This window comes from Pectobacterium versatile (assembly GCF_020166435.1).
GTDB lineage: Bacteria > Pseudomonadota > Gammaproteobacteria > Enterobacterales > Enterobacteriaceae > Pectobacterium > Pectobacterium versatile.
The window spans coordinates 102,250-121,044 of the sequence record NZ_JAINZP010000001.1 but is presented as its reverse complement, the minus strand read 5'-3'; the positions used below and the strand labels follow the sequence as shown (position 1 = coordinate 121,044).

Below are 18,795 nucleotides of genomic sequence, written 5' to 3'. Positions count from 1 at the left end.
TCCGGCCTCGCTGTCAGGCTGCTTTAGGCTGTTTTTCATATAAGAAATGCAGCACCTGCTGACGGTAGTGGTGGTAGCGTGGATCGTCGGCCAGCACGACGCGTGAGCGCGGACGTTCCAGCTCGACCTTCATGATTTCACCGACCGTCGCCGCCGGGCCGTTGGTCATCATCAGCACGCGATCCGACAGCAGCACCGCTTCGTCGACGTCGTGAGTGATCAGCACAATCGTGGTTTGCAACCGCTGCTGAATCTCCATCACCGCATCCTGAAGATGTGCGCGGGTCAGCGCATCCAGCGCGCCGAACGGTTCATCCATCAGCAGGACTTTCGGCTTCATGGCCAGCGCGCGGGCGATACCCACACGCTGCTTCATCCCGCCGGAGATCTCATTCGGTCGCTTGTTCAGCGCGTGCTCCATATGCACCAGTTCGAGATTGTGGGTAATCCATTCGTGCATTTCGCGCTTGTTCATCTGGCCGCGAAACACCTGGCGTACCGCCAGCGCCACGTTTTCGTAGGTGGTCAGCCACGGCAGCAGCGAGTGGTTCTGAAAGACCACACCGCGCTCCGGCCCCGGGCCGTCGATTTCACGGTTGTCACACAGCAGGCCGCCGCTGCTCGGCAGCGTCAGGCCAGCAATCAGGTTCAATAACGTAGATTTGCCGCAGCCGGAATGGCCGATCAGGCTGATCGTTTCACCAGTGTGAATATCAAAACTCACCTGATCCAGCGCCAGAAACTCACCGCTGGCGGTATTGAAACGCTGGCTCACCTGCTGCACTTGAATAATCGGTGTTGTACGCATCGTCGGCTCCTTAGCGGTTGTCATAGCTGAAACGGTTAGCAATCCACACCAGTCCCTGCTCAAGCAGCAGACCGATAACGCCAATCACCACGATGGCGATAATGATGTTTTCCACATTCAGGTTGTTCCACTCGTTCCAAATCCAGAAGCCGATACCGACGCCGCCGGTCAGCATTTCCGCCGCCACAATGACCAGCCAGGCGACACCAATCGACAGACGCACACCGGTCAATACGTTAGGCAGCACCGCAGGCAGCAGAATCTTGCGCATGATGGTGAACTCAGAGAGCTTCAACACCCGCGCCACGTTCAGGTAATCCTGCGGGATGCGGCGCACGCCTTCGGCGGTGTTGAGGATCATCGGCCAGATGGAGCAGATAAAAATGGTCCAACTGGATGCCGGTTCGGCACGCTGGAACAGCAGCAGGCCGATAGGCAGCCAGGCCAGCGGACTGACCGGACGCAGCAGCGAAATGATCGGATTGAGCATGTTGGCCAGAAACGTAAAACGACCAATCAGGAAACCAGCAGGAATGCCGACCAGTGCCGCCAGTCCGAAGCCGATGCCAACACGTTGCAACGAGGCCAATACGTTCCAGCCGATGCCCTGATCGTTCGGCCCTGCGATGTAAAACGGATCGGCAAAGAGGCTGAGCGCCGCAAGCCAGGTCGTCCACGGCGTCGGGAAGTTTTCGCTGTTGAGCGCGGCAATCTGCCAGACCGCAACCAGCAGCCCCAACCCCAGTACCGCAGGGAAAAGTTGTTGAAACAGCTTGCGCAGCAGCGGGCGGTAGGCGAAAGCCGGTGCCGCCGGTACTTTTGCAGGCGTTGCGGGTTTAGTTGGCAGCGGCGTAATCTCGGCGCTGTGTACGGTTTCCGGGGCGTTATCCGCGGTAATTGGAATGACTTGGGCCTGGTTTTTCATCATCAACCTCACTTATTTCTTCACGCTAAAACTGTTGGCATAACCCGCTGGATCGCTACCATCCCAGCGACGGCCATCGATGAGCACGCTGCTGCGCATGTCGCTACCGGGCAACGGCACATTCCCCACGGCATCGGCCGCCTGCTTATAGATATCAATACGGTTAACCTGCTTCGCGACAGCCAGATAATCCGGCTCTTCGGTGAGCAAGCCCCAGCGTTTGTGCTGGGTGAGGAACCACATACCGTCGGACAGGTACGGGTAGTTCACGGAACCGTCGTGGTAGAAACGCATCGCGTGTTCGTCTTTCCAGCTTTTCCCCAGCCCGTTCTCGTACTGGCCCAGCATGCGTCCGACGATGGTTTCTTCTTTGGCATTGATGTACGCGCGTCCGGCAACCACGCCAGCTGTTTCACGGCGGTTTTCATCCGAGGCATCAATCCAGCGCGAGGCATCGAGGATCGCAGCGGTCAGCGCACGGGCGCTATTCGGATTGGCGTTTACCCAGTCAGCGCGGGTGCCCAGCACTTTTTCCGGGTGATCTGGCCAAATGTCTTGCGAGGTAGCGGCGGTAAAGCCGATGTTTTCGCTGATGGCACGCTGGTTCCACGGCTCGCCGACGCAGTAGCCGACCATGTTGCCAATCTTCATGTTCATCACCATCTGCGGCGGCGGCACCACCACGGTGCGCACGTCGTTCAGCGGATGAATGCCGGCGGAGGCCAGCCAGTAATAGAGCCACATGGCGTGCGTGCCGGTTGGGAAGGTTTGCGCGAAGGTGTAAGTGCCCGCAGGACTAGCGGCAACATACTTTTGCAGCGCGGCGAGATCCGTGACGTTGGCTGCACGCAGCTGGTTCGCCAGCGTGATCCCTTGTCCGTTCTGGTTGAGCGTCATCAGTGCCGCCATGTTGCTCTGCGATCCAGACAGCCCCATTTGCAGACCGTACAGCTGACCATACAGAATGTGTGCGGCATCCAGTTCACCCGAAACCAGTTTGTCGCGCACCGCGGCCCAACTGGCTTCTTTGCTGGGAACAATGGTGATGCCGTATTTCTTATCGAAACCTTTCACTGCGGCCATCACGACCGAGGCGCAGTCCGTCAACGGGATAAACCCAACTCGAATTTCCTTTTTCTCCGGCGCATCGGAACCGGCAGCCCAGGCGCTATTCATCAACCCCGGCAGCATCAGACTGCCTCCCAGTGCAGCACTCCCCAACAGAAACTGGCGGCGAGAGACGGTCATGCTTTTGGTTTTGGAATCACTCATCAACGACACCCTTGCGCAAAACACCTTTTCAGGCGGTAAAAACAAAAACGGCGTCCACAAGCCCATGCAGAATCTGCACGCTTATGGACGCCGTTGTCCGATTAACACCTTCCGCACCGCCGTTGGCCCGAAACGTATTATGAATGTTTGGTTGTTGCTAATGAGTTAAAGCAAGGTTTGTGCCAGCTATCACACTTTTGAGCGTTCCACTTCGCAGGAGCCGTCTCTTAGTCACATTTCTATACAGACTCAGAGACAGTTTCGTGCGCCATACCGCCACCATGATATGCAATACCGTACACGCGCCCGACGCAGGGCGCTCAAGCGCCGCAGCCCTGCGAACCCTGGCTTCTGGCTAAATTATGCCGCTACGCGGTGCCATCGGTGGACATGACCGCTAATCGAGCCGCCAGTGCGTCAGCCACGGTCCGTCAGGCGACTGATTTTCCGAAGGAACCGCGCAGCGGCGTAATTTCCCGCGAAAAAGCCTCGGGTCACGGGGCGGCGGCGACTGAGCGCCCCGTGTCGTGCGTGTGCTACGACGTAGCATAGAAATGACGATATTTTTACGCACGAAACCACTTCATACTGCCATTGACTCTGAGATTTCCTCCTCACGGGACGATGCCTTGCACCGCCAACTGGCAGAACACGCACAGTTCATGTGCATATACCTCTTAAGGGGTATCACCAAATACATCGGCCACCGCGAGCATCGCCGTCGCGATGTCAATCAGCTTTTTATTCTGACTCATCGCCATGCGGCGCAGGGTTTTGTAGGCCTCTTCTTCGCTTAATCCACGGTGCTGCATCAGCAAACCCTTCGCACGATCGATCTGCTTTCTTTCATTCAACGTGGCTCGCAGCGCAGCCAATTCATGATCCTGTGCCTGTAAGCGCCGCGATTGTTGCTGCACCAGCGACAGCAGCGATCGCCCCAGCTGTGGACTGACGCCATCACTATTCAGCCAACCAGGAGGGACGTCCTGCCCTTCCACGTCGTGACCGGCGATAAATATCGAATAGCCTGGCTCATCATGTTCCTGCTGCGCCATCAGCGCTTCGAGATCCGCGCGCTGATCGCTGCATGCTTTCTCAGTAGCCGCAATATGGGTACGGCAGCGCTGCATCAGCGTCTGCTCCAACTCATCTTCCATCTGCTTCATTTCATCGATGCGCCGCGTGGCAATCGAAAACCAGTGAAGACTATCGGCTTCCGGCAGCTTTTCTATCGGGCTGCGTGTGCACACAATGCGACGCAGGCGCTCAAACTCGCTGTCTACCGCGATAGCACGCCAGCGCTGCTGGCTTTCTTCACCGCTAAAACTCAGAAAGGTATCGAAACAGCGATCCTGCCGTTCAATCAAATCCAGCAGCTTTTGCCGAGTTTCCTCATCGACGCAGCCTGCCGCATAGGCCGCCGCGCCGATAGCTCGCTCCTGCCCCGCCAGCTCTTTCCCCTGCATAAAGCTGAACATGGCAATTAGCGTGCGGGAAATCCCCGGATCGGCCGCCGTGTCCGATACCTCAAAAACCAGCGCCAGCAGGTTGCGGACAATGTCGTTGAAAAACGTCATCGCCTGCGGCTGAGGCAACAAACGCTGGCGAATCTGCTGACGCAGCGCGGGCAGCAGGCTCAGCGCATAAACCACGCTGGCAACACGGCTGAATAAACGGCTCGCCTGCGGTAATTCCGCCGTCATTTTTTCCAATCCGGCCAGATGCATCATCAAGTGCGTCTGCGCCACCTGCACGTCTTTCTCACGTAGCGCCAGTTCGTCGGCGAACAGTCGACCATCGGAGCAAAGAAACAGGTTGGCCGTTCCCCGTTCACGCTGCAATAGATGGACGAGCTGGCTAATTTTGCCCACCAGCTCACCGCTTTGCAGCAGGTAGCGCAGGCTGTTCAGCTCACACTGGCGCGAGGCAAGTAAAAATCGAATTGTCGTTGAAGGCTCCGCCACCATTGCTGTCTCTCCTGAAAAAACCACGTTCAGGAATATGCAATTAGCGCGCCATTTGCATCAGCTCACATTTATAAGGAAGCAAGGACATAGTACCTGCACGGTTAATGCCGCTTCCGCACACTTTTCAACTTCAATTTTTAAACTCCGTTACTAAACCAGCCCCATCGCAAAAGGTACTCTCATCATCGTTACTAAAACTGTTTTATAGCCATCGGCATGATGCTGACATCGGCGTGGAAACAGAAAGAATCGCTGTAAAAGCCGCACCGTAGCGACGTCACAACCATAGGAACGCATGAACATGGCGAATTTATCTGAACAAGAAAGCTGGATTGATGGAATTTATCAGCTTGAGACATCGGATCCCGTTGTCGCAGGCCCAGGGGGGATCTCTAACCGTCAGGCAGAGCAATTAGCTAGCCGCACGGCTTACCTGAAAAAAATGCAGGAAACCACGGGTGAGAGTTTGCAGGTACATCTCGCTGCCAGCGACCCGCATTCGCAATATGCCCCCAAAAACAGCCCAGCGCTGACGGGAACGCCCACCGCGCCAACGACAGCGCAAACGGCAAACAACACGCAAATTGCCACCACGGCCTTTGTGAAATCGGCCCTTGCCGCACTGGTCAATGGTTCTCCGGCAGCACTGGATACGCTGCAAGAACTGGCGAGCGCGTTGGGCAACGATCCGCACTTCAGTACCACCGTGGTGAATGCCATTGCTGATGTGAAAACTGACGTAGCCAATAAGCTGAATGCCCATGTTTCCATCCTCGATGCGCATCCTCAGTATGCCCCAAAAGCCAGTCCTGCATTCACGGGCACGCCAACAGCGCCGACTGCTGCATCCGGTTCTAATGACACACAGTTGGCTACCACAGCCTTTGTGAAAGCCGCCGTAGCAGCATTGGTTAATGGATCTCCTGCGGCACTCGATACGCTGCAAGAACTGGCTACCGCGCTGGGTAATGATCCGAACTTCAGCACAACTGTGTTGAATGCACTGGCGGGGAAGCTGGCAAAAGATCAGAACGGCGCGGATATTCCTGATAAGGCGAAATTCCGTGTAAATATGGGATTGGTGAAGCAAACATCGGTATCAGACTATACGTCCGGTTCGGTGCTAATTAACGGAGCGTGGGGACTGGGTGGCTCAGGGATAATGGCAGATGATGCGAATGAAATCATCCAGTCTGGGCAGTCTAAGTTCTTCAGAAGTTCAGCAAACAAAGACGTAAACATTAATTGGCCCAATAGTGATGGGTATGCATGGCGAGGAATTAATGTTGCCTGGGATACGAATGCGTCGTCAATGTTGGCATTTAACCAATCAAACGGCACAGCACCTGATCAGCCCCGAATGCATTACCGCACCCGCGCTGGAGGAATGAACAGCCCGTGGCTTAACGTATTGATGTCAAATCAATACACGGTTGATACCAATGGATATTTAAAAACACCGACTAGTGCAACGATGACATCTACCTCAATCGGTGCAATGTCTATCAATGATTTAGCTGGCATCCCACTGCCATTCCCCGGCGCTGTCGCGCCCGCTGGTTGGCTCAAATGCAACGGCCAGCAATTCGACAAAGCGCAATATCCCATTCTGACCTCTCGCTATCCCAGCGGTTTCCTGCCCGATCTGCGCGGCGAATTCGTACGCGGTTGGGATGACGGACGCGGCGCTGATGCTGGGCGTGCGTTGCTATCAGTACAGGGCGATGCGATACGCAGCCACAAGCATGCGCTCAAACTATCACACGAGGGAGGGGGTCAGTACGACGGAGGGGGGTTCCCGCCGCTGGATGCAACTGGCCCATTTGTTGTTCACAGTGAAAGTCAGCCTGACGGGTCATCATCATCATCATCTGGAGCGGGTAACCCGATGCATTCGTTTGGTGAGAGTGAAACCCGTCCCCGCAATATCGCATTTAACTACATCGTGAGAGCAGCATAATGAGCAACTATTCAACACAAATTAAAAACGCAGAACTGAACGAACGTGGGCTGGCAATCGATTCCGGCTGGATTACCGTTTATCACGTTAATTCCGAGACACGGGAATACCTGTCAGCGAGCTATGAGTATGTTATGCAAGGTGTTGGCCTGCCAGCCGACAGCTACGCAGACGAACCGCAATTGCCGCCTGTCGGCCAAGCCTTGCGCCGTAGTGCAGACGGTAAGGCATGGGAACAGGTGCCAGACCATCGCGGCCAGACGGTTTACAGTACGGAAACTCGACAGGCGCAGACGATGATGCAGTTCGGCGAACTGTCTGAAAATATGACATTTCTGGCTCCAGCAACCGAGTTTGATCAGTGGAATGGGGCGGTCTGGGTGACAAATCAGGAGGCCCAACAGCTTGCCGCAACCAAAAGCCTACAGCAGGAGCTGGCGGCACGGCGAGCGACGGCAAATACCCGAATTGCCGAGCTGAACTACGCAGTGGACTTAGCCATTGCCACGGATGAAGAGCAAGAGCGGCTAACCCAATGGAAAATTTATCTGGTGACGTTGAACCGCATTGATCTCACTGCGGCATCCGTCGTGTGGCCAGAAGCCCCTTCCGTGTAATCGCTGGCACCTGTATTTCATCATATCAATTAGGTGTGCCGTATTTAGCATACGGCACACGCACATCATCTCCACCTCATTAGTAAGGATATTCTGATAATTCCTCATTACTTTCATCGCCAAATGTAAAATTAAATAAAAAATGAAACTGTTATATTTATACATCTCAAATCTGTACTATTTTAATTAAATTAAATTCCCAACACCAATAAATATACAGAACAAAAAGCTAGAAAATAAAATTAAATAAAACTAAACACCAGGAGAAAATGTAAAATTAAAATATAAAACCAAAATAATGACATAAAAGATAAAAAAACCGAATCAACAAACTGTACTATTTATCCTTCAGTTTTTGCACGCTATAATCCCCGCACGTTTTATTCACTATTCATTCTTATCTCACTTCAATCAGTGACGTTAATTTCTGACGGATGCAAATACCGTCTGGCGGTAATTTATTCGCATTTTATTCATCACTATTTATTCCGGCAAGCATCGGAATAACAGCATTTTCCTGCCTGAAGCTAGGAGCCTAACATGTTTGATGTCGTTGAGCTGTCGCGGCTGCAATTTGCCCTGACTGCCATGTATCACTTTCTTTTCGTCCCGCTGACGCTGGGGTTGTCTTTCCTGCTGGCCATTATGAACACGACTTATGTGTTGACCGGCAAGCAAATCTATAAGGATATGACCAAATTCTGGGGCAAGCTGTTCGCCATCAATTTTGCGCTGGGCGTGGCAACTGGTCTGACGCTGGAATTCCAGTTCGGCACTAACTGGTCTTACTATTCTCACTATGTGGGCGATATTTTTGGTGCGCCGCTGGCAATGGAAGGACTCATGGCGTTCTTCCTCGAATCCACGCTGATCGGCCTGTTCTTTTTCGGCTGGGATCGTCTGACCAAAGTTCAACATATGCTGGTGACCTGGTTCGTCGCGCTAGGCTCCAACTTTTCCGCCCTGTGGATTCTGGTCGCCAACGGCTGGATGCAAAACCCGATTGCCGCCGAATTCAATTACGAAACCATGCGCATGGAAATGCTGAGCTTCGCCGAACTGGTGCTGAACCCGGTCGCGCAGGTGAAGTTCGTCCACACCGTGGCTGCGGGCTACACCGCCGGCGCGATGTTTGTACTCGGGATCAGCTCTTACTATCTGCTGAGAGGCCGCGATATCGCCTTTGCCAAACGCTCGTTCGCGATTGCCGCCAGTTTTGGTCTGGCCTCGGTACTGTCCGTAATCGTGTTGGGTGATGAATCCGGCTATGTGATGGGAGACGTACAAAAAACCAAGCTGGCCGCGATCGAAGCCGAATGGGAAACACAGCCTGCACCAGCCTCTTTCACGCTGTTCGCCATCCCCAATCAGGAAACGATGCAGAATGATTATGCGGTCCACGTTCCCTACCTGCTGGGGCTAATCGCCACCCGTTCGCTCGACAAACCCGTCGTCGGTATTAAAGATCTGATGGCACAGCATGAGATTCGCATTCGTAACGGCATGACGGCCTATGGTCTGCTGGAGGAACTGCGCTCAGGTAATACCGACCCCGCCGTTCGCGCGCAATTTGAGGCTGCCAAGCGCGATCTTGGCTACGGCCTGCTGCTTAAGCGCTATACCGATGACGTCGCCAACGCCAGCGAAAACCAGATCCAGCAGGCAACCAAAGATTCGATTCCTCGCGTCGCACCACTGTATATCGCTTTTCGCCTGATGGTGGGCTGTGGCGTGCTGATGCTCGGCATTTTTGCTCTGTCGTTCTGGAGCGTGATACGCGGCCGCATGGGGCAGCGCAAATGGCTACATCGCGCCGCGCTGTACGGGATTCCCCTGCCCTGGATCGCGATTGAATCCGGCTGGTTCGTCGCCGAGTACGGCCGCCAACCGTGGGCAGTCGGTGAAGTTCTGCCTACCGCCATCGCCAATTCGTCTCTGGAAGCACACGACATCTTGCTGTCGATGGGACTGATTTGCGGACTGTACTCGCTGTTTCTGATCGCAGAAATGTATCTGATGTTCAAATTTGCCCGACTGGGGCCAAGCAGTCTGAAAACCGGCCGCTACCACTTTGAACAACCGACGACACAATCCCTCGCGACACCTGCAAAACCTTAACGGGAGCCATAATAATGCTGGATTATGAAACATTACGTCTGATTTGGTGGGGATTGATTGGCCTGTTATTCATCGGCTTCGCCATCACTGACGGCTTTGATATGGGCGTGGGCATTCTGCTGCGCCTGCTGGGCAAGACCGATACCGAACGGCGAGTGATGATTAACGTGATCGCCCCACACTGGGACGGCAATCAGGTCTGGCTGATCACCGCGGCGGGCGCACTGTTCGCCGCCTGGCCGATGGTTTATGCCGCCGCTTTTTCCGGTTTCTACTTCGCCATGATTCTGGTGCTGGCCGCTCTGTTTTTCCGCCCGGTTGGCTTTGACTATCGCTCCAAGCTGGAAAACCACCGCTGGCGCAACATGTGGGATTGGGGCATTTTCATCGGCAGCGTCGTCCCCACGCTGGTGTTCGGCATCGCATTAGGCAACCTGTTGCAAGGCGTGCCGCTGAGCGTTGATAAGTATTTGCGCCTCACCTACCACGGCGGATTCTTTGGCCTGTTGAACCCGTTCGGGCTGCTGGCAGGCGTCGTGAGTGTCGCGATGATCGTCGCACACGGCGCGATTTACCTGCAAATGCGCACCACAGATGCACTTCAGCGTCGCGCGCAAAAAACCGCCCTAATAGCCAGCGCGCTGATGAGCATCACCTTCTTACTGGCTGGCCTGTGGGTCGTTACCGGAATCGACGGCTACCTAATTACCTCCACGCTGGATAAAGCGGCTCCGTCTAATCCACTGAATAAAGACGTGGTCCAGCAGGCCGGTGCCTGGTTAACCAACTTTAATGCGCATCCGTCGCTGTGGGCGATCCCCGCATTGGGTGTGGTTCTGCCGTGGTTCACCTGTCTCTTCTCGCGCGTGAACCGCTGCGGCTGGGGTTTTCTGACCTCGTCATTGACGATTGTCTGCGTGATTCTGACGGCAGGAATTACGCTGTTCCCGTTTGTGATGCCCTCCAGTTTCGATCCCAATGTCAGCCTGACCATCTGGGATGCGACGTCCAGCCAGCTTACGCTTCAGGTGATGACCATTCTGGCCTGCATTTTTGTTCCCACCATCCTGCTTTATACCAGTTGGTGTTACTACAAGATGTTTGGTCGGGTCGATGCGCGTTACATCGAAGAAAATAAGCACTCCGTTTACTAACGATTTGAGGAGAAAGAAAATGTGGTATTTCGCCTGGATACTGGGCACGCTGCTGGCCTGCGCGTTCGCGCTGGTCACCGCGCTGGCCGTTGAGAACCATGAAGCGGGCAAAGACGCCCCTTGAGAGAACGAAGCGCCGCCATCGGGCGCTTCATCATTTCGTACTGAGACAGTCATCAGGGCAGACGAAACTCGCCAAGGGCGCTAGAATGCAGACGCTGCGCCCAATCAGATGCCCTCTTTTAACCTGAAATCAGACGACGACATGACAACACCCAGACAGGACAAAACGCCGTGGTGGAGTCAGGGGAAAACCCCGGACTACCGCTTTTCATTAGCGAATGAGCGCACCTTTCTAGCGTGGATTCGCACCGCGCTGGCGTTTCTTGCAGGTGCGGTGGGTATCGACCAATTTACCGTTCATCTCGATCCGCTGGTGCGTCAGGGGCTGGCTCTGCTGCTGGTCGTCTGTGCGGCATTGCTCGGCGGTCTGGCCTATCGTCGCTGGGTCAGCAATGAGAAAGCCATGCGTCAGGAAAGTGATATGCCGTATACGCCGATGCTGCTGATCGTGACGCTATTTATCACCCTCATTGCCATCGCGCTTGCCGCCATGATCCTGTTCGGGTAGCACATGGAAACAACTCGCGATCCCGGTTTACAGCCGCAGCGAACCGGTATGGCCTGGACACGCACCCTGTTTGTGATGCTGATAAATAGCCTGCTGTGTTTTCGTTTAAGCATGGTAGATGACAGTCGCGCCGTTTTTGCCTGCGCTATCCTGCTTTTGTGCGTCTCCGCTCTGATGTCGGTGCTGGCGATTTTGCGCTACCGCTTTAACGCCTCTTGCCAACCGGTGTTATCACGCGTCAGCCACGGACTGATCGTCCTTACGTCATCGTCAATCGCGATAACTGCGCTGGTCTTGTTGCTGCACTTCAGCGGCGTGTGGCAAGGATAGGTTTTTTGCAAGAAAGGCGGTGAAGCCCGAACGTGCTTCACCGATTAGACTGGCTATTCGATCGAACTTTCCGGGAACAGGAAGGGATTGATGCTACTGCGAGAAAAACCTTCTTCCTCCATTTTCACATCCAGTACCAGCGATGCCAAATCGTCAGCGACGGCTTCTACACGGTGATCTTTTTCCTGATACAACAGTTTCAGATACGTGCCACAGTGACCACAGCTTTCCGCTTTGATAGCGGAATTCTCGCTATCCAGCGACCAATAGTTCAGCTCGCTCGATTCTTCACAGTTGCTGCATTTCACCCGCACCATGTGCCATTCGCTCTCGCACAGATTACAGTGCAGATAACGCAGCCCGCTGGAGGTACCTAACTGCACCACACCCGATACAGGAATACTGCCGCACACGGGGCAGAACTGGCGATGTTCGCCGGGTACGGCGCGCGCTTTACCGGGCAGTTGGCTTGCCATCTGCGCCCAAAACAGCGATAGCGCTGCCCAGATGAACGGGGCTTTATCATTGCTCTCGGCACGAAACTCGTGTTGCAACAGTGCCGTTGCCTGTTCTTCCAGCTCCTGCTCTGAGGCTTTTTCCAGATTCTCCAGCGTGGATAACACCTGTCCGCTGGCATCCGGTTTTAATTCTTCGATCAACGCACGCAGCAGCGTGTGCCAGTGCGCATCACGCGGGAACACCGCGATATCGAGCGGTGGACGTTCACCGGACTGTTTCAGCACATCACTCAGGTCAAGCTTCAACGGATGATCGTGCAATACCTTCTGCTGGGCTTCCACCACGCCTGCGGCGAAGGTGAGATAGTCCCCCAACGGGTGCTCTTCAGCTAACTGACGCAGACGCTCCGCGCGGCTGCTGTACAGGCTTTTCAGATTAGCAAAAAGCAGCGGAGGGATGTTCCCTTCCGGCATCGATTTTTCGTTCTGTTCTAACTGTTCCTGAGGAACAATGCGAATACTCATCAGGGTGGTTTTTCCTGTTATTTACGTTGTCTATCCGATAGATTTCGGGGTGCAGGAAGGCCGCCAGCGCGGTCCGAAAGATAGCAGGTATCGCTCAGCTTTAGCCGAGATTATACGCATCGTGCCTATCGACTTCCTGATTTCCGGCAAGGTTATGGCTGTTTTTCGCCATCAATGCCGCCACCTTCCGCCATGACGGAAACAGTAGCAGAAAAGCGGCAAACATCTCCACACCTCTAAAGGGGTGATCGGGTCAGACGTTCGCCTATCTGCGTCCGAATCAGCGATGCTAAGACGATCACACTTTGTTCGCAGCGATCGTCCCATTCGTAGGACGCGTTAAAGCGGAAATAGCGATCGTATTTGTCGCCGGTCGTGAACATTTTCCCCGGTGCAATGCTGACGCCCCGCTCCAGCGCACGACGGTATAGCTCCGTGCTGCTGACACCTTCAGGCAACTCCAGCCAGAGAAAATAGCCGCCTTGCGAATGATTAATGCGGACCTCGCCCGGAAAGTGTCGGCGTAGCGACTGTAATGCCGCATGTTTGCGCTGCTCCAGCGCTCGCCGCAGGCGGCGCAGGTGGCTGTCATAGCTGCTGGTCGCCAGATAATCCGCAATCGCCAGCTGCATCGGTGCACTGGTTGATAATGTACTCATCAGTTGTAAACGCTGAATGCTGCCCGCATGGCTCCCTGCCGCTACCCAGCCAATGCGGAACCCTGCCACCAGATTTTTAGAAAACGAGGAACAGTGCAGAATCGTGCCTTTTTTATCCAACGCCTTCGCGGGTAGCGGGCGTTGCAGGCCAGTGTAAAGCTCACTGTAGACGTCATCTTCTACCAGCCCAACACCGTGTTTCTCCAGCATCGCCACCAGCCGCTGTTTCTTCTCCCAGGACAGCGTGCAGCCAAGCGGGTTATGAAAATTGGTCATCAACCAACAGGCTTTGATCGGATAATCATTCAGCGCCTGCTGCAACGCGTCAAGATCGATGCCCTGCTGCGGATCGGTCGCTATCGCAATCGCTTTGAGTTTAAGGCGTTCGATCGCCTGTAGCGCACCGTAAAAAGCCGGGGATTCGATCACCACGTAATCGCCCGGCTCCGTCAGTACCTGAAGACTGAGATTGAGGGACTCCATCGCCCCCGCCGTAATCACAATCTCATCGGGCGAGACGGCAATCCCCTGCAACGCATAGCGCTGGGCGATGTTCTTCCTCAGGCTCTCATTACCCGGCGGCAAATTATCCAGCGCGCTCTGTGGCTGCATATGACGCGCCACCGAGGCCAGCGAGCGCGTCAGTTGACGCTGTGGAAAGAGCTGCGGATCGGGAAACGCCGATCCGAACGGCATCACCGCCGGATCTTTGCTGGCCTGAAGCACATCAAAAATGAAGGCATTGACGTCCACGTCTTCGGTCAACTGAACGCGCTCCTGCCCCACGGGCGAATGCAGGCTGTCTGCCGGTAATGCGGACAGCTGCGGTGCCGCGTAATAACCCGACTGCGGACGCGACACAATCAGCCCCTGACTTTCCAGCAGCTGATACGCGTGCAGCACGGTCATCAGGCTCATGCCCGAGTGCAGTGATTTTTCCCGCAGCGAGGGCAGTTTATCGCCCGGCTGCCAGATCCCTTCCTGAAGCTGCTCACGGATTTGGTGAGCGAGCTGTTCAAACTTTGCCATAGCGCTACGGTTTCGGTGGATGAGTCTGTCATGATTTTTGGCTCGACCATCACCGATGAGTGACGATCGAGAAGGACGCTTTATCGACAATAACGCGTTGTTCGAGGGCTATTTCGCCGCGTAGCGTTGTACAAAATCCAGCAGGATCTTGCGCGCCCAGACGGGTTCCTGCGGAATATCCATCATCCGATCGACATCCCACCCACCCTGTCGCAGGGCCGTTTCATTATGACGCAGGCATGTCAGCATGATGTCCGCGCTGAATTCCGGATGAAATTGTACGGTCAACACTTTATCGCTGTAGCGGATAATCTGGCAGCCATCCATCTCTGAACTCGCCAGAACCTGCGCGCCCGCTGGCGGTTCCAGCACGGATTGCTGATGCGTCAGATAAGCGCCAAACTGCTGCGGATAATCACGCAGTAAGATATCGTGCGCGGCAGCTTCATGGGTTGTCACAACCTGAACGCCGACTTCCTTGCCGTTCGGGTTATCCCCTACTTTGCCGCCCAGCGCATCGGCTAACAGTTGATGCCCATAGCACACGCCCAGCAGCGGAACATCCGCGTAATACGCTTCACGCAACCAGCCCGCGGTGTATTCACTCCAATCCAGCCGATCCGTGACCATCGACCACGAGCCGGAAATCACCACCGCCGCCAGCGTATCAAATGCCGGTAGCGGCTCCCCAAGATCGGGACGAACCACCTTCACCGGCTGCGTCTTACCCTGCACCGCATCGGTAAACCACTTTCCCTGCTGCCCCACCTGAGACGCGATGCCTTCCGGCGGTTGGCCCAACTGAATCACCAGCAATACCTTTTCGCTCATCGTCCTGTTCTGCCCGTATTTGAAAAACCATCAACCTGAAAAACCATCGGTCTGAAAAACCACAAGAATGCGGCGCTTGCTGCTTCTAATGAACGTAGCATTATGACTACATGAAAACCAGTATCTCGACGAAAACCAGCCACCATGAAAATCTGCGCATAGAAAAAGCCATGCGCATTATTTGGTCATCACGAAATGGGGCGGTTTGAGGGCAGAAAGAGCCTGCTAACGGGAAGGCTGTTGGTGGTAGGCCAGCGAGAAGACGTCGTAAAAATCAACGTCACCTTTGGTGCGTCGGATTTTCTCTATCCCCGCTTTCACGGCTGACGGCACCTGCTCGTTGTGTAACAGCTTATCCTGCGTGTCCTGCGACACGTGGCGGACAGTAAACCACTCGCCGTTATAGCAAACGCGGAGATCCAGGGTATCAATGTCTTCAAAGCGATAGGTCGGATTGATATCCACTGAGAGGGCCAGCGTCATCACCAGCAGGAAAACGGTAAAGCCGATCAGATAGGGCAAACCAAAATAAGGGGCATAAAAAAGGATGATCGCGACTGGCACGTAGCTCACCAGCATCGCGGCAAACAGATAGGGGTGAGACTGCATGAATTTACGGCTAAAACGTATTTTATTGTCGCGTTTTTCTTCCCGATTAATACGTTCGATCTCTTCGGTCAGAAGGCGTTTTACTTCATCCATCGTCATCACCATCGTGCTTGAGGAATACAACACTGCTTGCATCGATTAGAACATAGCCACATGAGAGATAACAGATACAGTTTTCGACAGATTGACTATAACAGTTTGACTGATGCCGGGATGAATTCTCCCGGCAACATTGACGACAAAATAGCGAAGGTTACGGAATGGCGGGCATCGTGAGATCGGGATCGATCAGATTGTAGATGTGATTGCCAAACACGGGTTGCTGCAACAGCTGATCAACCGCCAGCGCGACATCCCAGCGTGACACCAATCCCAGCGTAGCAGCACCCTGCGTCAGTTTTGCATTGTGCGTCGCGACCACGTCCAGCAGGCCGCCGGGACGAACGATACAGTGATCCAACGTACTGCTTTGCAACCAGCTTTCTGCCAGCGATTTCTCACGCACCGCGAAGCCAAACGCGGCTCTGGCGCGTGGCGACAACAGCGGCCAGCTATCGCCGCAGCCCAGTGACGTCACCAGCAGCATACGCTTGATGCCTGCCTGCTCTGCGCCATCGATCACCGTGCGATGGCCCTGATAATTTACCGTGCCGCCGCCCATTGTCGATACCACAATGGCAGAAGGCCCCGCCACACGACAGGCTTCCGCTACCGTTTCTGGGTCGCAGGCATCGCCTTCCACGACCGTCATTCCCTGCTCACGCCAGTGTTTGGCCTGTTCAGGATTACGCAAGACGAGTATGACCGCCTGCTCGCACTCAATGGCGCGCTGTAATAAGCAGGCGCCAACCCCATTGCCTGCGCCGAAAAGTAACCACGTCATACCTGCTCCGGTTGTAATTCACTCGCCAGCGCACGGAACGCCTCAACCTGAGCGCTCAGCAGCTGACGGTGGCTGTCTCGTCCAAGGAAAATTTTAAACATCGCTGCACCGCTGGCATTAAAGAACACCACGGACGCGGTGTCCATCCCCATGAACTTACGCTCAATAAATGCAATGTGCTGACAGCTCGTTGCACGGATATGCCCGCTCAGGCCATTTTTGCCGCGCAGGTTAAAGTAACCGTGACGGTGCGTACCGGTGGGTAGCTCGCTCTTGAATTCCAGAATCGCGTCTGCCGTGTGGCTGATGAGCGTCACTTCACCCCAGGTCGCAATCGTGTCCCAGACCTGATCGAAACGATCGCCCGTTGCCAGCGTACGCTGAGCCGCAGGCAAGGCCTCAACGACAGCAAACAGCGAGGTATTATACTTTCCGGCAATCTCTTCCAGTGTGCCATCAGGGTTGGTTGCCAGTAATTCATTCAGTGTCATGGTCATCGTTGCGTCTCCGGTTAGTGCGCATGCTCTTCGGCATTAAGCTGGGGGATAATTTGTTGTAATGCCTGCATCAGGTTATTCGCCCAGAAGCGGCCATCATTGGTCAGGCGCAGGCAGGTGGAATCGTCGCAGGTCAGCCCGGCCTGATGCCACTGGCTGAGTAACGGCTGAAGTTCACGGGCATGTCGCGTCAGTTGAGGCAGCTTGATACGCCCGACCTCAATACCCGCCTGAAGCTGATGCTGCCACGGCCCGGTAGGACTGGCTGGTGTCATCATCATGATCGGTTTTTGCCCCTGGTCGATCTGCTGGTAGTAGCGCTCCAGGCTGCGTTCCATCATGTAGGCTTGCCCGTTTATATTGCCGCCCGCACCGCTTCCCATTGCCAGACAGTCCGCGCCCTGTTTAATCAGCAGGTTGTACAAGTTGCGTTCACGCGTGGTGCGCGCCCAGTGACTGTTGCTAAGCTGGTGCCAGCCAGCATCGGCCAGAAATGCCGCGCCAGTTCGGTAAAAATCACGACGGGCCACTACATCAGGCAGCGCGACACGCTGGTTTTCGGCCGCTTTCGCCAGCGGCGTGGTCGGTAACAGATTAAGCGCATACAGATCGACGCCGTCTAACGGTAAATCACTGACGATCGCCAGATCTTCGCGCCAGATTTCCGGCGTTTGTTCCGGCAGGCCGAACATCAGATCGCACACTACGGCGGCTCTGTCTCGCTCGCACAGGCGCTCAAGGAAGCGAATTGACTGCTGCTTATCTGACGTACGCGCCATACGCTGGCGAATACGGGTATCGAACGTCTGAATCCCAATGGAGAAGCGGTTCGCTCCCGCGTCCAGACAGGCATCGATTCGCTCATCGTCAAAATCCATCGCCCGCCCTTCCACCGTGATTTCACAGTCTGGTGCCAGCGGCAGAGAGGTACGGATCGCGCGAATGATCTGTGACAGTTCATCGGCCGCCAGCGCCGTTGGCGTACCACCACCAAAGTACACCGCATGAATCGGCGCAGACTGATGCAGCGGGCTATCCGCTTCCATCGCCAGTTCCTGCAACAAATAGCGGGTATAGGTCGCCGTGCTGTCATCACGCAGTTTGTTTTGATAAAAACCGCAGAACGTGCAGTGCGTGGCGCAGAAAGGAATGTGCAGATAGAGCAGACGCTTACGCGCAGGCACGGTCTGCTGCTTCAGCGTCTGCCAACCGGCCGGAATCTGTTCTGGTGAAAGCGGCACATGGTTGCGCCAAGGCATTGCCATACGTCGGGCGCCAAAAGGCTGCTCACCGGGCTCGGCATAATACGGCGTCAAATCGATGTTCATTAACGGCCCCCAAATAATCAATAAAATAAATTAAATGATAATTATTTTTATTTGGCAACCTGCCCGGCAGGCAGAAAGGAGGCGGGTTATTCTTTTCGCGTTATTTTCTCTTTAAATTAACCGATTTGCTTATTTTGGTTAAAATTGCCGATATAAATAAACACGGTTATTTCTCATTACTTTCATAGCATTAA

20 protein-coding genes are annotated in these 18,795 nt (G+C 54.7%); 8 read left to right on the top strand and 12 right to left on the bottom strand.

What is annotated here, in order from left to right; translation table 11 throughout:
- Window positions 1-13 precede the first annotated feature (13 nt).
- Genes K7X24_RS00515 through K7X24_RS00505 form a run of 3 tightly spaced genes read right to left on the bottom strand, consistent with a single transcriptional unit; the run spans window position 14 to window position 3,005 of the window.
- Entirely contained in the window at window positions 14-808 is a 795-nt protein-coding gene (locus K7X24_RS00515) for an ABC transporter ATP-binding protein (RefSeq protein WP_010295297.1), read from the bottom strand.
- A gap of 10 nt (window positions 809-818) precedes the next feature.
- Window positions 819-1,733: a nitrate ABC transporter permease gene (gene ntrB / locus K7X24_RS00510; RefSeq protein ID WP_211006768.1), complete on the bottom strand. Its 915-nt coding sequence runs from the start codon at window positions 1,731-1,733 to the stop codon at window positions 819-821.
- Between the two features lie 12 nt (window positions 1,734-1,745).
- Entirely contained in the window at window positions 1,746-3,005 is a 1,260-nt protein-coding gene (locus K7X24_RS00505; RefSeq protein ID WP_010295303.1) for a CmpA/NrtA family ABC transporter substrate-binding protein, read from the bottom strand.
- Between the two features lie 390 nt (window positions 3,006-3,395).
- Here K7X24_RS00505 and K7X24_RS00500 point away from each other — a divergent pair, with 390 nt between their 5' ends.
- Window positions 3,396-3,557, top strand: coding sequence for a hypothetical protein (locus tag K7X24_RS00500; protein ID WP_156890179.1), 162 nt, complete (start codon window positions 3,396-3,398; stop codon window positions 3,555-3,557).
- Window positions 3,558-3,682: 125 nt separating this feature from the next.
- Here the strand turns inward: K7X24_RS00500 and K7X24_RS00495 are convergent, their stop codons facing one another.
- On the bottom strand, window positions 3,683-4,972 hold the full coding sequence (locus K7X24_RS00495; protein WP_103162567.1) for a nitrate regulatory protein: 1,290 nt from the start codon (window positions 4,970-4,972) through the stop codon (window positions 3,683-3,685).
- Window positions 4,973-5,273: 301 nt separating this feature from the next.
- On the opposite strand from K7X24_RS00495, the gene K7X24_RS00490 reads away from it, so the two are divergent.
- The 7 genes from K7X24_RS00490 to K7X24_RS00460 all read left to right on the top strand — a co-directional run bounded on the left by K7X24_RS00490 (window position 5,274) and on the right by K7X24_RS00460 (window position 11,782).
- Window positions 5,274-6,932, top strand: coding sequence for a phage tail protein (locus K7X24_RS00490; RefSeq protein WP_224552241.1), 1,659 nt, complete (start codon window positions 5,274-5,276; stop codon window positions 6,930-6,932).
- Window positions 6,932-7,549, top strand: a complete 618-nt coding sequence (locus K7X24_RS00485; RefSeq protein WP_224552239.1) for a tail fiber assembly protein — start codon at window positions 6,932-6,934, stop codon at window positions 7,547-7,549. Before K7X24_RS00490 ends, K7X24_RS00485 begins: the two co-directional genes overlap by 1 nt.
- Before the next feature lie 540 nt (window positions 7,550-8,089).
- Window positions 8,090-9,667 carry a cytochrome ubiquinol oxidase subunit I gene (cydA, locus tag K7X24_RS00480; protein ID WP_224552237.1) on the top strand — a complete coding sequence of 526 codons (1,578 nt, stop codon included), beginning with the start codon at window positions 8,090-8,092 and terminating at the stop codon, window positions 9,665-9,667.
- A 14-nt stretch (window positions 9,668-9,681) separates the two neighbouring features.
- A complete protein-coding gene (gene cydB, locus K7X24_RS00475) occupies window positions 9,682-10,821 on the top strand; it encodes a cytochrome d ubiquinol oxidase subunit II (RefSeq protein ID WP_224552235.1) in 1,140 nt (379 codons plus the stop codon).
- Window positions 10,822-10,840: 19 nt separating this feature from the next.
- Entirely contained in the window at window positions 10,841-10,945 is a 105-nt protein-coding gene (gene cydX / locus K7X24_RS00470) for a cytochrome bd-I oxidase subunit CydX (protein WP_010295317.1), read from the top strand.
- Between the two features lie 141 nt (window positions 10,946-11,086).
- Entirely contained in the window at window positions 11,087-11,452 is a 366-nt protein-coding gene (locus K7X24_RS00465) for a YidH family protein (RefSeq protein WP_039506273.1), read from the top strand.
- A 3-nt stretch (window positions 11,453-11,455) separates the two neighbouring features.
- Entirely contained in the window at window positions 11,456-11,782 is a 327-nt protein-coding gene (locus K7X24_RS00460) for a DUF202 domain-containing protein (protein ID WP_029367413.1), read from the top strand.
- A gap of 53 nt (window positions 11,783-11,835) precedes the next feature.
- Here the strand turns inward: K7X24_RS00460 and fdhE are convergent, their stop codons facing one another.
- The 8 genes from fdhE to hutW form a co-directional block, all read right to left on the bottom strand.
- A complete protein-coding gene (gene fdhE / locus K7X24_RS00455; RefSeq protein ID WP_095995016.1) occupies window positions 11,836-12,765 on the bottom strand; it encodes a formate dehydrogenase accessory protein FdhE in 930 nt (309 codons plus the stop codon).
- A gap of 100 nt (window positions 12,766-12,865) precedes the next feature.
- Window positions 12,866-12,991 (bottom strand): hypothetical protein, encoded by a 126-nt coding sequence (locus tag K7X24_RS21955; protein ID WP_263499209.1) that lies wholly within the window; start codon window positions 12,989-12,991, stop codon window positions 12,866-12,868.
- Window positions 12,992-13,001: 10 nt separating this feature from the next.
- Window positions 13,002-14,453 (bottom strand): PLP-dependent aminotransferase family protein, encoded by a 1,452-nt coding sequence (locus tag K7X24_RS00450; protein WP_103862154.1) that lies wholly within the window; start codon window positions 14,451-14,453, stop codon window positions 13,002-13,004.
- A 108-nt stretch (window positions 14,454-14,561) separates the two neighbouring features.
- A complete protein-coding gene (locus K7X24_RS00445; protein ID WP_010295329.1) occupies window positions 14,562-15,284 on the bottom strand; it encodes a glutamine amidotransferase in 723 nt (240 codons plus the stop codon).
- A gap of 225 nt (window positions 15,285-15,509) precedes the next feature.
- Window positions 15,510-15,986 (bottom strand): YlaC family protein, encoded by a 477-nt coding sequence (locus tag K7X24_RS00440; protein WP_010295331.1) that lies wholly within the window; start codon window positions 15,984-15,986, stop codon window positions 15,510-15,512.
- Window positions 15,987-16,146: 160 nt separating this feature from the next.
- A complete protein-coding gene (locus tag K7X24_RS00435) occupies window positions 16,147-16,776 on the bottom strand; it encodes an NAD(P)H-binding protein (RefSeq protein WP_010295335.1) in 630 nt (209 codons plus the stop codon).
- Complete coding sequence (gene hutX, locus K7X24_RS00430) at window positions 16,773-17,273, bottom strand: heme utilization cystosolic carrier protein HutX (RefSeq protein WP_010295337.1); 501 nt, start codon at window positions 17,271-17,273, stop codon at window positions 16,773-16,775. The genes K7X24_RS00435 and hutX overlap by 4 nt, the downstream gene beginning before the upstream one ends.
- Window positions 17,274-17,287: 14 nt before the next feature.
- Window positions 17,288-18,601, bottom strand: coding sequence for a heme anaerobic degradation radical SAM methyltransferase ChuW/HutW (hutW, locus tag K7X24_RS00425; RefSeq protein WP_010295340.1), 1,314 nt, complete (start codon window positions 18,599-18,601; stop codon window positions 17,288-17,290).
- Between the last annotated feature and the right edge of the window lie 194 nt (window positions 18,602-18,795).